Origin of the sequence: Mucilaginibacter limnophilus (assembly GCF_004005815.1) — a bacterium.
In the GTDB taxonomy this organism is placed as follows: domain Bacteria; phylum Bacteroidota; class Bacteroidia; order Sphingobacteriales; family Sphingobacteriaceae; genus Mucilaginibacter; species Mucilaginibacter limnophilus.
In genome coordinates this window covers 142787-158101 of record NZ_SACK01000008.1, presented here as the reverse complement: position 1 = coordinate 158101, position 15315 = coordinate 142787, and the positions used below count along the sequence as shown (strand labels likewise).

Genomic DNA, 15315 nt, shown 5'->3' with positions numbered 1-15315 from the left:
TTATGCAACTGACGGACGGCTGATTGTTCCCGTTTTGCCGAAAGCCGGGAATAAGCGGAATATCGTTAAAAAGCCGCAGAATAGCGCAATAAGGATAGCCGGAATGTCTTTTGGCAGCCGGCCCACGCTATTCAGAGAAGGCCGCCGTGCGCTTCGGTACATCGCCTGCCGGGGAGACCACTTGCGTCCTGCTGCATATGATCCGGCCGTTTCACTTTGTTGCAACCGCCTCCGGACACGCTTATAGAAATTGCAGTAAACATGGCTGTCAGCAGTTATTCCCAGAAACAAGAGTAAAAAAGAACGCGATGCTCGGAACGGACGGTCCGTACGAACGCATAATGCCCTTCGCTGCGCTCCGGTCACCCTTCGGGACTTATAGTTCTCCCGTCCCTTACCGTTCCGGCAGCTGGTGCTTTCTTTTTTTCTCTTTTTTCTTTGAAAAAAACTACCCGGGCAGGGTCGCAGAGTCGGGAGAGCAGGAAAGAAATAACGGACAAAATTTATTCATTAAAAACAAAAACGTTATGGAAATCACAGGAAGATTGGTAGCAGATGCTACCGTAAGGGCAGTAAACGCCGACAAAAATGTCACAGTTTTCAGGGTTGCGATCAACCGCAGCTACAGATCACAGGGCGAGCGGAAGCAGGAGACGGCCTTCGTGGATTGTACTTACTGGCGTACCGATGCCATCGCGCCATTTTTAACCAAAGGCATGCTGGTGCAGCTTTCCGGCTTTATGACTGCGGAGCCGTGGGTGTCAAGAGACGGCGAACCAATGGCAAGCCTGAAGTTTCGTACCGATGAAATTAACCTGTTGACCAAATCCGCGAAACCCGATAGCAAGCACGCCAAAAAAAGGAGTAAGAAAGGCGTACTGAAACCAAGCGAACAATTCAACTGAACAGCTCACCAACAGCATTCATCATTAAAAATTAAAGTCATGGCACACCATCTGAATTATAACGAACAAACACAGCGGCACAGCTTTTTTAGCGTAAAAGAAAAAGCATGGCACGGCTTGGGGCAGATCGTCGAAGATCACCCGACCAGTGCGGAAGCCATCCGTTATGCCGGGTTGGATTACACCGTTGAAAAGCGGCCTTTATTCAGCAATTCTTCAAGCAATGATTTAATGGAATTAGCTAACGGTATCACCTTTCCAAAGATAGAAGTCCCTAATTTCTTTGCCACCGTCCGCAATGACAACAACGCTGTTTTGGGCGTGGTCGGTAAAGACTACGAAGTGGTACAGAACGCCGATGCCTTCCAGTTCTTTGACGCGATCGTTGGGGGTGGGGACGGTATCAAATATGAGACGGCAGGAGCTTTGGGCAAAGGGGAACGCATTTTTATTACCGCTAAACTACCGGATTATATCAGGGTCGGCAGGCAGGATCTGATCGAGCAATACTTATTCCTGACCACTTCGCACGATGGGTTTGGCAGCATTACCGCCGCTTTTACCCCTGTCCGTATCGTTTGCAACAATACGCTGAACGCGGCCATCCGCAACCAGTCGAATGGCATCAAGATACGTCACACCGCTTCGGCAAACGACCGTTTAAAACAGGCGCACACGTTAATGGGCATTTCACATGTTGTAGGGCAGGAATTAGAAGAACTCTTTAATCATTGGACAAAAGTGCGCATTACCGATGCACAGGTGAAAAAATTGATACAGGTCGCTATGGCACCCAACAAGGAAGTGATCAGCAACCTCGAATTGGGTTTGGTAGAAAAGCTTTCCACTACCTATACCAACATCGTAGATAACGCCTATGCCTATGCGATGGGTAACCCCACCCAGCAAATGGAAACCACTGCCGGGACATTGTTCGGGGCCTATAACGCGATCACCGGCTACTACCAGAATGTCCGCGGTTTCAAGGACGTCGACGCCAAATTCAAATCCATCATGGACGGCACAGCAAAGCAACGGGCGCAGGTGGCCTTTGACCTGTGTGGCAACTTTGCCCGTCAGGGTGCAGACGCGTTGAACCTCTTTAAAAACTAAATGATGCAACCCTTAACAATGCTGACCAATGTAGCGAAAGCAAGGCTTTTGCACAGTTTGCTGATTCAGGAGATACCCCAATTTTTGGGGTATCTCAACGAACTCACCAAAACGATTTTGAACGACAAAGAGCGGATTAAAGCCGAATGGAAAGACCAGTTATTCGGTGTCGATTTTTGGTTTGATCTGGCCGGGGAAGTACACCGGGTCATGGCGAAATATCCGAAAGACTTGCATAAGAGCCCGAACGTATTCGCTGACCAGTTATTCGACGGCTACACCGCCATTTTTACAGCGCATGCTTTGACCCAATACGTGGCGCTCGGCAGGCATACCGATCCGAAATTCAAACCTGCGGTAGACCTCTTATTCGGTTAAGATGAAAGCGCATCACAGCTACATCATTCCCTGCGGATTGTTCCTGTTCGCCATCTGCCTGTTTATCCGCTACCATATTGGCCGGCGCAGGTTCAACCGCAGGGGAATTGGTGGACTGCAGCAGTTCAGCAGTTACGGTAAAGCGGTCATCATCACATTTTTAGAAAGGCTGGTACTTTTTATCGGCAACTGCTGCGGTTTAGCAGGATTAGGTCTGTTAGCCGTAGCGGGATTTGATTGCATCAAATTCTAAGGCCATGAAAATCATCGATATCAATGGTTTATACCTCGAAATAGAGAACCTGCAACTGGCGATCATGCAGGCCGATGATTATCGCCACTACGAACATATTGACCCCCTACACAGACAGGCTGATGAAAAGCTTAAGGCGTATTGGGAAGATATTTATCAGAAACTATTACAACTACAAGGATGAACTATTTAGTGATAGAAACGCATGGTGGCGCGGAATACGCCATCATCGTTACCGATGAAAACGGTAATAATAAAATATTTGATGATAAAGCGGAAGCCGAGGCAGAAGCTGCCGACTGTCAGGCAGGTGTTATTGTCGAACTTTAAAAATTTTGGCTCCCCACCGGGGAGCCTTTTTTCGCCCCATGTTTTGCCTGCTGATCGTTTTAAGGATGTAAAAACAAGGGGCGCTTTTTGCCTGAGAGACTGGCAGTATTATAAAAATGCTTCAATTTAATTCCGGAACTTTGTAGAGGCAGCTATCTGCCTTATTTATATTGAATACAAACGCTGATGCCCGAACTTCTCAAACAACCCTGGCCATGGTACATATCCGGAACTGCTATCGCATTCATCATGATACTATTGCTGTACTACGGTAAATCATTCGGTTTCTCCTCAAACCTGCGGACCATCTGCACACTTGCCGGGGCTGGTAAAAAGCATAAGTTTTTTGATTTTGACTGGAAAACGCAGCGCTGGAACCTGCTGTTTTTGCTGGGCGCTGTAGCAGGCGGCTTTTTAGCCGGCACTGTTTTTAAAAGTCATGAGCCGCTTCAATTATCTGCTGCAACCGTGGCCGATTTAAAATTATTGCACATTCCGTACGACGGTGACTTTAATCCCTCCGCTATTTTTAACTGGCACTATGCTTTAACCTTCAGGGGACTGATGATCCTTTTAGGCGGGGGATTTTTAGTCGGCTTTGGTTCACGGTATGCCGGCGGATGCACTTCCGGCCATGCGATCAGCGGCCTTTCTAACCTGCAACTGCCATCGCTTTGGGCCGTTATCGGCTTTATTGCCGGTGGACTGATCATGACCCACCTTTTGCTACCCCTTATATTTTGAATTTATGAAAGGACTTCGTTTTATTTTCGCCGGCATCATGTTCGGTATTATCATGGTAAAATCCGAGGCTGCTTCCTGGTACCGCATACAGGAAATGTTCCGTTTTCAATCATTTCAAATGTACGGCGTCATCGGTACAGCGGTAGTACTGGGTATCATTTTAGTTTACGTGATCAAGCGTTTTCATCTTAAAGATTCCGAAGGTCAGCAGATCAATTTCCAAAACAAGGACAAACGCTGGCCCAGGTATATTATCGGCGGTGTTATTTTTGGCCTGGGCTGGGGATTAACCGGGGCCTGTCCGGGGCCTATGTTCGTCAACTTTGGTTATGGATACACTACCTTTATTATGGTGATCATCGGCGCTTTACTGGGTACGTATGTTTACGGCCTCGTCAGGCACCGGCTTCCACATTGATCTTATGAAAATTGGTTTTTATCGGATATCATAAACGATAAAAACCATGAGGATGGTGCTAACCAGTGCGACATGCTATAACGTGATCCGTCAGGAAATTCCACTCGTTATTCATTCTGCACGTCGCTTCTTCTTGACATACAGTTCCTGAACCAAAACCATAACGATAAGCACTAAGGGCGTGGCCAGAATGATCCCGAGATAGCCCGTCAGTGATCCTACGATCAACTGCCCTGCGATGATCATCGCAGGAGGAATACTGACCAGTTTGTTTTGTACCAGGGGGGTAATGAAATTACTTTCGATCACCTGAATGAGGACATAGATTCCGGCGATAAGTAAAGCAGTGTCCGTGCCCTGCGAAAGTCCGATCAGAACAGCCGGCACCATCGCCATTATCGGTCCGAAATTGGGTATAAAGTTGAGCGCACCTGCGATCAGTGCCAGCGCGAATATCATGGGAACGCCTATAATGGCCAGGCTGACAGCGGTGAGTACCGCAACTACGGCCATGGCGAAGATCTTGCCCTTAAGCCAGTTCTTTAACTTGGTTCCCAGTTTGTCTAAAATGTCTTCCGCCGCGGCTTCACCTTTCGCTGGTACCAGCGCGATGATCCCTTTTTTATAAATCCCGGGAGATGCTGTAAAGAAAATCCCGAGAAACAGAATTACATACAGGTCGCCGAGAACGCCGAAGGTAGAGCTGAAAAATTGCTGAGCAGTGCCGGCTACCTTTTTCGCGTTGTCACCCGAAAATTGCTCCAATACCTTCCTTCCGGCGGCCGACTCATTTAGCCGTCCTTTCGCCTCTTCCACCATGGACGGAAACCTCGAACTGAGCTCTTCTACCTGCGACTGTACCTTGCTGCCAATAAGAAACAGAAGGATAAGCAGCAAGAGAAAGCTCCCGGCAACCGAGATGGTCATGCTCCAGCGCCGCCCGATATTTGTTCTTCTTTGGACAATGTCTGCAAGCCCATGGAAATACAAGGCAATGAGTGATGCGGCAAGCACCATCATGAACACATTAAACGTCGCTCTTACAAGCAAAAGCACGACCACCAGCAGAGCGGTCAGGCCCAGCTTCTTTCCGAATGCTAACAGTGCTGGGTCGTTGCCCCCATCCTTTTCTGTGTCTTTCATGATGTTAACCTTAATTGTTTTGACTTATTTTTTCCAGCCGCCGCCAACAGATCTGTACAGGTTGATGGCCCCGATAAATATTCTTCTTCGTATTCGCAAGTTCCAGTTCCGCGTCCGGTGCCTTGCGCTGTGCGGTGATGATCTCCAGGTAGTTTGCCCGCCCAACGAGGTAAAGGTCATTGGCGACGGCGACCGCATCATTCAATGCTTTTACCTCCTCCTGTTTCAACGCGTACATATGTTCATAGTTTTCGATACTTTTTAGACTGTTGCTTACTTCCTGGAAACTGCTTAATACCGTCTTGCGATAACTATACAGCGCCTGGCGGCTTTCGGCAACTGTTCGTTCCTGGTCTGCTTTCAACCGCCTGCGGTTAAACAGCGGGGCTGTTAATCCGCCCAGGAGCCCGTAGCTAAGTGAGCCTGGATTAAAAAGTAAAGAAGTACTGAATGCATTCAGTCCGACAACGTCAGCGAGGGGAAGAAAGCTGCGCGTACCGCTTTAATATCTGCATTCATCGCACGTAGTTTAAACCCGGCCCGCCTGATGTCGGGACGGTTCAATAACAATTGTGAGGGGATACCTGCCTTGAGCGCCTTGGGGAGTTAAGCCTTGTTATTTAGAACAACAAGCCTGCACAATTATTGTTCAGTAAAGATTACTTCACTACCGGCGAACTATGGAAAAGATATTTTTTGACAACTGGAATAGCGTCAGCAGGACGCTGATCATTGGGGCAATCGCCTACCTGGCTTTGATCTTTATGCTCAGGATATCGGGAAAGCGGACACTTTCACAAATGAAGGAATTCGATTTTATCGTAACAGTGGCCCTGGGTTCCACACTGGCTACGGTTTTGCTGAGTAAAGACGTGACGCTGGCTTCCGGTGTGGCTGCGTTAGCCTTGCTGATCTCGCTTCAATACATTCTGGCTTACTGCTCTGTGAGATCACGGCGGTTTTCAAAACTGATCAGTTCCGAGCCCACCTTGATATTCTATAAAGGCGCATTTTTAACAAAGGCACTGAAAAAGGAAAGGGTAACCGAGGCGGAAGTACGTTCAGTGCTGAGAAGCCAGCAGGTGGCCGATCTCCGGGAGGTGGAAGCCGTTGTAATGGAGTCAAACGGCCAGTTCAGCGTTGTAAAGAACGGTTCCGTCGATGACCCACAATCGCCTTTATTTCGCGTTAAACGCATTGCGGATGATGCTGGGTGACCGTAGCGGATGATCAGGTACTGTTGAAAAGCTGAAAACAAAGCGGTGTATTTTTCTTTATATAATAGTTAAGTGCGTGTTGAATGCGGGCTTATTATACAATAAAATAGATATGATGGATACGACTGACACTTCAACGCAAACTCCTGCTGCTAACGAAGGCAACAAGCGCACGGTATTGATTACGATCGTGATCGCGCTGGTTTTGATCGGCGCGCTGTGGGTCTGGAAATCGATCGAGATCGGGCACCTGAAAGAACAGGCGGCTACCGAGAACCAGGCCTTGAAAAAAGCAGCCGACGAAAAAATAGTGCAGGTGCACAGCGACCACCTTAAGCTTTTAGCCAAGCCCTTTGTATGGGCATTGAGAACGGAAATGCTGCAAGGCAATCTCAATCAGGTGAACTTGTATATGAGCGACCTGGTGAAGGAAAAAAATATTCAACGGGTCGTGATCGCCAATAATAAAGGTATCATCGTTGCATCGACCAATAAGAAAGACGAGGGGCAGCAGTTTGCAACAATTGGCAAAGCGGCTGCAGCCGCCACAGATGAAACCAGCATTGAAGCCGCAGGCCATGTGCTGACGATGACCAGCCCGGTAATGGGTTTCAATAACCGGCTTGGAACGTTGCTGATCAGGTATGCGGTTCCTGATACAGCGCTAAATTAACAGGAGCGTGATCGGTTATCGCGCCGCCGGCTGCGGCCGATATCTCCATTGCGGCCCGGAGGTACGCCTATGCAAAAATTTTCATTAAAAAATACCTGGGGGTTATTTAGGGATACGGGAAAAGGTTTTGTAGAAAACAAAGTCACCAAGCTAAGTGCTTCACTGGCCTACTACACGATTTTTTCGCTGGGCCCCATGCTGATGGTCATTATTTTCCTGTCAAATCTGCTCTGGCGCGAACAGGCCATGGAAGGGCTGATCTACGGACAGATCAAAGACCTCGTCGGCAATAAGGCGGCACTTCAGATACAGGAAATCATCAAGAATGCCGCGATAAGCGGAAACAATACGTTTGCAGCTATCGTCGGCTTTGTTACGCTGTTAATCGGTGCGACAACCGTTTTTGCCGAAATACAGGATTCTATCAACGCCATTTGGAAACTGAAGGTGAAAACAGACAGGGGCTGGCTGATCCTGCTCAAGAACCGTCTGCTATCATTTTCGCTTGTCGTCAGCATGGCTTTTCTGCTGCTGGTTTCATTGATCATAAATGGATTGGTAGAAGGGTTCATGGGAAAGTTAAACCATCTTTTTCCCCACGCAACGGTCGTCTTGATATATATCGTCAACCTGGTAATTTCGTTGATCATTACCGCATCACTCTTCGCCATTATTTTTAAAGTGTTGCCGGACGCAGTGATCAGGTGGAAAGATGTAGTTGTTGGCGCCTTGTTTACTGCGTCTTTGTTTATGCTTGGCCGCTTTGCCATTGCCTTTTACATCGGGAACAGCCATCCGGGTAGTGCGTATGGCACCGCAGGTTCGATTATCGTCCTTTTGCTGTGGATTTATTTTTCGGCTATCATTCTGTATTTCGGGGCCGTATTTACAAAATATTACGCGATCAGGTTCGGAAAGGAGATTGCGCCGGATGAGTACGCGGTGACCACCCGGGTTTTACAGGTAGAAAGCGGAAAACCCACATTACAAGAAAATGAACGAAGCGATGACAGTCAAGGCGACAATTGATGTTTGAATGGCTAACTGCAGGCAACTATCGTCTTTTTGGGCGTTTTAACTGAAAAATCTATGGTCCCCCGGTCTATTAAAGGATTGCACCAAAACATTAGTTTTCGTTTTCTCCTTATTAAAACAGTTACTGAAAAATGATGGATATAGACAAAGCATATCAACTGATCAGCCAGAAAATCAGCAACTGGTTGCATGACCTCATCAGGTTGCTTCCGAACTTTGTGCTTGCTGCCGTAGTTTTGGTGATTGGTATCTTCATAGCCGGGCAGATCAGAAAGGTTGCGGCAAAGGTAGTTAAACGATTTTCCGGTCATACATCGCTCAATCATCTGCTGACCTCCGTTATTTACATCCTCTTTATAGGAATCACCCTTTTTACTGTCCTGTCCATCCTGCAACTGGACAAAGCGGTCACCTCCATACTCGCCGGCGCAGGTATTGTCGGTTTAGCCCTTGCTTTTGCTTTTCAGGATATGGCGGCAAATTTTATATCAGGAATTTTTATCTCTTTTCGTAGTCCGTTCAAAACAGGAGATATCGTCAAGATCAGTGATTACATGGGCAAAGTGGAGGAAGTAAATTTGAGGGATACTGTTTTGCGCACCTTTCAGGGGCAGATGGTTATTGTCCCGAACAAGAACGTGTTTCAGAACCCGATCGAAAACTTCTCCATGCTGGGTAAAAGAAGATTTGACTTATCCGTCGGCATATCTTACGGGGATGACCTTGAAAAAGTAAGGGTGGTAACGCTCAATGCGGTAAAAAATATGCCTGGTCTTTGTGAAGAGAACGAGACCACCATGTTTTTTCAGGAATTCGGTGATAGTTCAATCAATTTTGTCATCCGGTTGTGGGTCAATTCCCCGGAGCAGCCTGCTTTCTTACAGGCTGGAAGTGACGCGATCATGCGGATTAAGAAAGCCTATGATGAGCATGACATCATGATACCGTTCCCTATCAGAACGCTGGACTTTGGCATCAAAGGAGGTGTTTCTCTCGGCGAAACAGGTCAAAAAATCAAATAAATTTGGATTTTCGGTCTTTTTTTTGTATATTATGAATACTTCATCGGGTTGTTATTCAACACCCGGATTTTTAAACCATTTAATTTATTTTGTTATGAAAACTACCATCAAAAATATTTTGATCCCCATCGACTTTTCCGAAACCTCACTAAACGCACTCAATACGTCAATACAAATGGCAAAGCGACACGATGCCGTTCTGCACCTGTTATATGTCCAGGACATCACAAATTATTACCCGGAATTGGGGCAACTCGTTACAATTGATCCCATGCTGGACGAAGTTTTTGAAAAGGACAGGTATTTGCTCGAGCGAACTGCCACATCTATTTCTTTTGAACACCAGGTAAAATGCCATCTGCATTTTGCGAAAGGTATCCTTCACACGGTTGTTGCGCAGCATGCAACGGAATTAGCGGCTGATATGGTCGTGATCGGAATAGATCCTGGTATTAGTGAGAAGTCTTACCTGGAGGACAGCCTGGTGTATAAAGTGCTTCGAAAAACAACATGCCATGTGCTTGCTGTACCAGCCCGGAAAGAAATTAATAGTTTCCGGCAAGTTATATTTCCTGTATTGAGTGATGAGAAGCCACTGGCAAAACTGCAACTGGCGCGTAGCATCATTGAAAAAAATAATGCTGCAGTATACGTTGTCGGAATCGTAAAAAAACATGATCTCGGCATTCTGAAATCGCTCAGAGAACTGTCGGACCGTATCCGAATGAGGCTGAGCCGCTTTGCGGGAAAAGCAACTAAAGGATCGATTTACTCTCTTAGTCCTGCAAAAGATATAAATGTTATTTCCAGAGAAGAAAATGCGCAATTGATCGTGATTGAGGGTAAAACTAAAAGAAATTTAAAGGAGTTTTTCTTCGGAAACTTTACCCAGCGAATGATCCGCAACGCACGAACAGCGGTATTATTGGTAAAGCCTGACGTGCAGAGCAACCCTAAACAACCGGTTGACGCCGCAGCCGTACAATCGCTTCAGTTACAATATTAAGGAGAGAAATATGAGTTTTGCACCTGCAAAAAATTATAAATTTTACGTTGTGCTTTTGGCCGCTCTTTTAATGACCATCGGGGTCTTTGCACAGTCTGTTCCTGCCAGGGAACAGATCTGCGGAAAGTGGGAGAATGAAGACAAATCATTGCGCATACATATTTTCACGGAGAACAATGACTTTTTAGCCAAAATTATTTGGTTCAGTGACACGGAAGGGAAACCCATGAGTTACTGGAAAGACAAGCGGAACCCCGATCCCGCGTTACGGAACCGGCGAATTCTGGGAATGAGTATATTAAGCGGACTCAAGTATGACGCCAAAAAAAATACCTGGGAAGATGGAAAGGTATATGATTCCAGACATGGAAAGACCTGGAACGCTTCAGCAAAGATCAGCCCAAAAGGGTTGTTAAAAGTACGAGGGTACTGGCATTTCAAGTGGATTGGAAAGACCATGACTTTTCACCGGATTCCGTAAAGAACCCGGCGCTCGTTCAGTTGCCCGGATCATAGATTTGCAATAAGGAACCTGCTTTTGCTTTCCCTGCATGCCCGAACCGACAGTTCGGTTGAACTACAGTACCCTGCTGTTGAGCAATAGCGGAATGCGCGATCTCGCTAAGCGCCTAACGACAGGTTTACCAGCACTTTGGATCCATCAGGCATTACACAGGCTATCCGCACGGTCCCGCGCGTGGCATCCATCAAGGCACTGTTGAGCTCATAGGGGGTGTTGGTTTGACGGCCATTGATGCTGACAATGATCGATCCCGGCAGAACTCCTATCTGCTCAAAAAAGCCTCCTCTTAAGGTAGCGGTCACCATCATCCCTGAATTCACCTGGTATCGTTGTTTAAGCAGGTCGTTCAGTGGTGCAAATCTGGCGCCCAGTTTATTATAAATGTCGTCAATTGAGGGCCGGTTCCGGTCCGCTACATCCTCGTCTGCCTGAGCCTTCAGGATAACGGTTGCATCAGCCTGCTTTCCATTACGCTGGTAGGTTATAGGTACTTTGTCGTTTGGATGGTGGCGGGCAATGCGTTCAGAAAGCTCAACTGATGAGTTAACGGTATTCGAATCAATGCTTTTAATAATATCGCCTTCCTGCAATCCCGCCGCCGCGGCGGCACTGCCGGGCTGGACACCAGTGATATAGACCCCTTTAACCTTCCCCGGATCGATACCGCGTTGTCTCAGCACCTCTTCCTCGGTGGATGGTGAGGGGAAACTTACCCCCAAAAGCCCCCGTTTGACAGTGCCAAACTGCCTTAGGTCATTGACGATTTTTTTGACCAGGTTAACTGGAATCGCAAAGCCATATCCTGCATAACTGCCGGTTTGCGAGGCTATCGCAGCATTGATCCCGATCAGTTCTCCATTTGTATTGATGAGCGCACCACCGCTGTTACCCGGATTTATTGCTGCATCTGTTTGTATAAATGCCTCGACTGCTGAACCGGTGTTTTGTCTCTCAGACAGGCGCTCCTTATTTCCTATAATTCCTATGCTTCTTTCTTTCGCACTCACGATGCCTGCCGTTACGGTGGTGTTTAGCGAAAAAGGGTAGCCTATGGCCAGTACCCATTGCCCGACCCGCACTTCATCGGAATTGCCGAAAGTGGCCGCATTTAAGCCTGAAGCTTCAATCTTGATCAGCGCCAGGTCAGTGTTCGGATCACGGCCAATTAATTTGGCTGCAAAGGTCCGCTTATCGGTCAGTACAACCTTAATAGCAGAAGCATCCTCTACCACATGATTATTGGTTACAATAAAGCCGTTTGTACTGATCAGGACACCAGAGCCCGACGCCATTGCCAACCGCTGTCGTGATGGATAATACCCGGAGTTTGTATGACCGGCTGTCAATTGTACTTTGATGTGTACGACCTGTGGTGTTGATCTTTCCGCTGCTTGTGTAAAATCCGGATAATCAATTCCGGTGTCCGCATCTTTAGTCCTGGAGGACGCGAAATGCACCGGTGATCGGCTGTCGCCTCCCGTTCCTGATTGCGCATCAGTTCTTTCCATCAACTTTACGGTCGTAAAGCTGACACCTGCTGCAATCACAACTGTAAGCACAACTATCGCTATTGTTTTCATAGTACATTATTTAAAACCTGGTAGTAAGCACTGCCTGCGAGCCCGGTACCATATGACATTAAGAAAGGATAAAAAAGCAACGGACCAATTTTGAAATTGTTTCCCGTTATCTGACAGGAGTCCTGTCAATCACCCGCTCCCGCATCAGTCAAATGGGCATGAAAGCGTTTCAACAGGTCAGTATGCCTTTTCTTTCTGTCCAATTGTTTAAGTTGATCAAGCATATGCAAAAACCCATTTCGAATGTAACGGTCATTTTTGCCATAGGCCCAGATCGGATACATACAATCTTCGAACAACTCCGCAAATGTTGGCACCACCTGCCTGATAATGATTTCGCTTTGATCGTTTTTAATTACATCGGGTAGACAGTTATCGAGGCGGTATGCAAACAGTTCAGTCAGTGCGTTGATACTTAAAACAGCGGTAGCAGGATCGTTTATACCCGGACTCAGGGCTTTGATGGCTACTTCTGCCAACTGCCTGAAACCATACTCGGGATTCTGATCGATCGGTTGACCGCTAAAAAAATCGACACTGAGATAGATGTCTTTCTTTAAGTCGTCGGTTAACGCTGCGGTCCCAAAAATGTTCATGAAGTCAGTTCCCTGGACGAAGTAAGTGCCTTTCGGCTGAAGGATCTCAAAACATAGCTTCCGACGGTTGGCTAGATCGCTCAGTTTATGGGTGTCAAAACCCTGGTAATAACCGGAATCGTTTGCCGGCAGCGTAATAAAAGGTTCTTCGCTATAGGCGGTTGCTTTTGAAGTCTCTGGACAGAAGTGCTTCATCATTGCCGCGATTGTCTGCTGCTGAACCCTTCTGATCACCGTCTCGAATTTTACGGTTTGCGTAACATAATCTAAAAAATAGATAAAGAGGAAAATATCAACAATGGTTAACAGGATAAGGAGATAAATACTGATGGCCGGTACATAGATACCGCTGCTGATATCACGTATCGTACTGAGCAGAAAAAGTGAATAAACGATCGTGCCGATATAGAACCCAAGCACAATCTGCTGAAATCGGTTCTCGATCATGCTGCTGAGTATACGGTTGCTCATCTGTGATGCCGCCTGGTTAAGCACGATCATGACCATGGAAAAGCTAAAAACGGTTAAAGAAATGACACCTGCGGCAACTGTTGTAAGGATGGATCGTGCGGTACTGGCATCTTTCAGGCTCAGCCAGCTCAATTGCTGTTTAAAATCCTTACCTGCGTCCGAAAAATCCACCTGCAGCATGACTATAGAAAGCAGGAGAAAAAAGACAGCTATGATAGCAGGATAGAAAGCAATGCTGCTTACTACTTTTGTATAATGCTTACGCACCCACTTCAAAACTACTTTCATAAATCCCGCCTTAGATTACTGATCAAACAAATGTGAAGCCAGCTTAGCGTCGTGCCCATAGATGTCCTGTCTGAAATTTAATTTCCCGGATTCATCTACCCAGGAAGTTAAGTAGGTAATAAACACCGGCACCGGATCTGTAAGCTTCACCCAGTGTTCCCTGTCCGATGCCATAGCTGCTGCTATTTTGCCAGATGTCCAGTCAGGCATATTCTCCAGCAGCTTATCGGCCAGTGCGGAAGGGGCCCCAACCCTTATGCAACCGTGACTGAATGCCCGGGTGTTCCTGTCAAACAACTGTTTCGCAGGCGTGTCATGCAGGTAAATACTGTATTTATTAGGAAAAATAAATTTCACGCGGCCAAGTGCATTGCCGGCGCCCGGCCTTTGGCGCACAACGGGCAATCCGTTCCGCCTGCCGGTAATTTCCATACGGTGTCGATCAAGGTATCCGGCATCACGCGCCATTCCGGGAAGGACCTCATTCCTCACAATACTTCGGGGGAGGTTCCAATAGGGGCTGAAAACAACATACCGGATCTGGTCTGAGAAGATCACGGTTCTTGTTGCTGCTTTACCTACAACCACATCCATGCTGAGCACTTCCTGTGAACCGTCATAAAAGTGGAGCCTGAACTCGGGGATATTAACGAGTACCCGTTTCCCCGCCGGTTTAAAAGGCATCCAGCGCATTCTTTCCATGTTGATCAGGATGGTCTTCAACTTAGTTTCTATCGGAATATTGATCGCTTCCATAACATTCGGTCCAACTATACCGTCGACAACCAAACCATGACGGCGTTGGAAAGACTGAACTGCAGACTTAAAATCATGATCATATATTGCGTTAGTATCTGTCAATGGCAGGTCGCCCAGTAGCGATAGCCTTTGTTTCAGTCTCTTGACCACCAGAGCCGTATCACCTGGCTTTAGCACACCGGGATCGTCCAGGGAGATGACTGGCCAGTCGCTTGAGCGAAGCTGTTGAAGTTTAATCAGCTTCTCTTTCATCGCGATATACCCGGTACTTGCGGGGAGCCATTCATCAAGATTCTGATCATCAACCGACATCAGTTCTTCAAGCAGGTCAACTGGCTTTAATTTCTTTTTTGGAATGTGCCATTGTAGCTTTTCCGGATTGACTTTGCCCGCATAGGCATATTTAAGGAAACGCAGAAAGAACGCCGTTAAACGAAGTTCGAGCCGCTGCTGACCGTTCAGGTCAAGGCTTTCTTCTCCACTGGACAACCCTTCCAACTGCTGATCCAGATTAGCATCATAAAGGGAGCTATCGCTGGAGAACCCCTGGTATTGTTTATATAAACCCCAAAGCGTTTGTGTCTGTTCCGCCAGTCCTTCTTCTGTAAGCCAGGCATACTGGAAGTTGCGGCTTTGGTAAAATTGCCGGATGTTTTCCCCAGCTACTGCGCCCACCACTTTGTCTTTAATAAATGCGTCAACCGCATTTTTAGTAAGGTGCAGGTTGGTGAAGGAGGTATCGGTGTTTACTTTTTCTGGTGGCACCGTACGACTGGCGTGTGAGGTCTTTGATGCTGATTGCAGCACAAGAAAAAAAAGAATCTTAAGAATAGATTTCATAGCAGATAGTTTAGCGACTGG

Annotated in this window: 20 protein-coding genes; 14 read left to right on the top strand and 6 right to left on the bottom strand. The window is 47.0% G+C overall.

What is annotated here, in order from left to right:
• Window positions 1-110 precede the first annotated feature (110 nt).
• The 8 genes from EOD41_RS16755 to EOD41_RS16725 all read left to right on the top strand — a co-directional run bounded on the left by EOD41_RS16755 (window position 111) and on the right by EOD41_RS16725 (window position 4141).
• A complete protein-coding gene (locus tag EOD41_RS16755; RefSeq protein WP_127707040.1) occupies window positions 111-905 on the top strand; it encodes a single-stranded DNA-binding protein in 795 nt (264 codons plus the stop codon).
• A gap of 39 nt (window positions 906-944) precedes the next feature.
• The gene (locus EOD41_RS16750) at window positions 945-2018 is read left to right on the top strand and encodes a DUF932 domain-containing protein (RefSeq protein WP_127707038.1); all 1074 of its coding nucleotides are present in this window, start codon (window positions 945-947) and stop codon (window positions 2016-2018) included.
• 18 nt (window positions 2019-2036) lie between these two features.
• On the top strand, window positions 2037-2396 hold the full coding sequence (locus EOD41_RS16745; RefSeq protein ID WP_127707036.1) for a hypothetical protein: 360 nt from the start codon (window positions 2037-2039) through the stop codon (window positions 2394-2396).
• A 1-nt stretch (window position 2397) separates the two neighbouring features.
• The gene (locus EOD41_RS16740; protein ID WP_127707034.1) at window positions 2398-2649 is read left to right on the top strand and encodes a hypothetical protein; all 252 of its coding nucleotides are present in this window, start codon (window positions 2398-2400) and stop codon (window positions 2647-2649) included.
• 4 nt (window positions 2650-2653) lie between these two features.
• A complete protein-coding gene (locus EOD41_RS16735) occupies window positions 2654-2833 on the top strand; it encodes a hypothetical protein (RefSeq protein WP_127707032.1) in 180 nt (59 codons plus the stop codon).
• Window positions 2830-2979, top strand: coding sequence for a hypothetical protein (locus tag EOD41_RS20770; RefSeq protein WP_164849962.1), 150 nt, complete (start codon window positions 2830-2832; stop codon window positions 2977-2979). The genes EOD41_RS16735 and EOD41_RS20770 overlap by 4 nt, the downstream gene beginning before the upstream one ends.
• Window positions 2980-3165: 186 nt before the next feature.
• Window positions 3166-3723 (top strand): YeeE/YedE family protein, encoded by a 558-nt coding sequence (locus EOD41_RS16730; protein ID WP_127707030.1) that lies wholly within the window; start codon window positions 3166-3168, stop codon window positions 3721-3723.
• A 4-nt stretch (window positions 3724-3727) separates the two neighbouring features.
• Window positions 3728-4141, top strand: coding sequence for a YeeE/YedE family protein (locus tag EOD41_RS16725; RefSeq protein ID WP_127707028.1), 414 nt, complete (start codon window positions 3728-3730; stop codon window positions 4139-4141).
• 111 nt (window positions 4142-4252) lie between these two features.
• On the opposite strand, the gene EOD41_RS16720 is transcribed toward EOD41_RS16725, so the two are convergent.
• The 3 genes from EOD41_RS16720 to EOD41_RS21280 are packed head-to-tail and all read right to left on the bottom strand — an operon-like array spanning window position 4253 to window position 5848.
• On the bottom strand, window positions 4253-5284 hold the full coding sequence (locus EOD41_RS16720; RefSeq protein ID WP_127707026.1) for an AI-2E family transporter: 1032 nt from the start codon (window positions 5282-5284) through the stop codon (window positions 4253-4255).
• A 10-nt stretch (window positions 5285-5294) separates the two neighbouring features.
• Complete coding sequence (locus tag EOD41_RS16715; RefSeq protein ID WP_262707681.1) at window positions 5295-5687, bottom strand: TolC family protein; 393 nt, start codon at window positions 5685-5687, stop codon at window positions 5295-5297.
• Between the two features lie 53 nt (window positions 5688-5740).
• Window positions 5741-5848 carry a TolC family protein gene (locus EOD41_RS21280; protein WP_205780580.1) on the bottom strand — a complete coding sequence of 36 codons (108 nt, stop codon included), beginning with the start codon at window positions 5846-5848 and terminating at the stop codon, window positions 5741-5743.
• A gap of 116 nt (window positions 5849-5964) precedes the next feature.
• Between EOD41_RS21280 and EOD41_RS16705 the strand changes: the two genes are divergently transcribed.
• From EOD41_RS16705 to EOD41_RS16680, 6 genes are all read left to right on the top strand, one after another.
• Window positions 5965-6501: a DUF421 domain-containing protein gene (locus tag EOD41_RS16705; RefSeq protein ID WP_127707022.1), complete on the top strand. Its 537-nt coding sequence runs from the start codon at window positions 5965-5967 to the stop codon at window positions 6499-6501.
• A 112-nt stretch (window positions 6502-6613) separates the two neighbouring features.
• A complete protein-coding gene (locus EOD41_RS16700) occupies window positions 6614-7174 on the top strand; it encodes a hypothetical protein (protein WP_127707020.1) in 561 nt (186 codons plus the stop codon).
• 69 nt (window positions 7175-7243) lie between these two features.
• Window positions 7244-8203 carry a YihY/virulence factor BrkB family protein gene (locus tag EOD41_RS16695; protein ID WP_127707018.1) on the top strand — a complete coding sequence of 320 codons (960 nt, stop codon included), beginning with the start codon at window positions 7244-7246 and terminating at the stop codon, window positions 8201-8203.
• Between the two features lie 137 nt (window positions 8204-8340).
• Window positions 8341-9231 carry a mechanosensitive ion channel family protein gene (locus EOD41_RS16690; protein ID WP_240663472.1) on the top strand — a complete coding sequence of 297 codons (891 nt, stop codon included), beginning with the start codon at window positions 8341-8343 and terminating at the stop codon, window positions 9229-9231.
• A gap of 94 nt (window positions 9232-9325) precedes the next feature.
• A complete protein-coding gene (locus tag EOD41_RS16685; protein ID WP_164849960.1) occupies window positions 9326-10237 on the top strand; it encodes a universal stress protein in 912 nt (303 codons plus the stop codon).
• 10 nt (window positions 10238-10247) lie between these two features.
• Window positions 10248-10718: a DUF2147 domain-containing protein gene (locus EOD41_RS16680; RefSeq protein ID WP_127707014.1), complete on the top strand. Its 471-nt coding sequence runs from the start codon at window positions 10248-10250 to the stop codon at window positions 10716-10718.
• 140 nt (window positions 10719-10858) lie between these two features.
• Here the strand turns inward: EOD41_RS16680 and EOD41_RS16675 are convergent, their stop codons facing one another.
• From EOD41_RS16675 to EOD41_RS16665, 3 genes are all read right to left on the bottom strand, one after another.
• A complete protein-coding gene (locus tag EOD41_RS16675; protein WP_205780579.1) occupies window positions 10859-12052 on the bottom strand; it encodes a S1C family serine protease in 1194 nt (397 codons plus the stop codon).
• 413 nt (window positions 12053-12465) lie between these two features.
• Window positions 12466-13695 (bottom strand): DUF2254 domain-containing protein, encoded by a 1230-nt coding sequence (locus tag EOD41_RS16670; protein ID WP_127707010.1) that lies wholly within the window; start codon window positions 13693-13695, stop codon window positions 12466-12468.
• A 15-nt stretch (window positions 13696-13710) separates the two neighbouring features.
• Window positions 13711-15294, bottom strand: coding sequence for a L,D-transpeptidase family protein (locus EOD41_RS16665; RefSeq protein ID WP_164849959.1), 1584 nt, complete (start codon window positions 15292-15294; stop codon window positions 13711-13713).
• Between the last annotated feature and the right edge of the window lie 21 nt (window positions 15295-15315).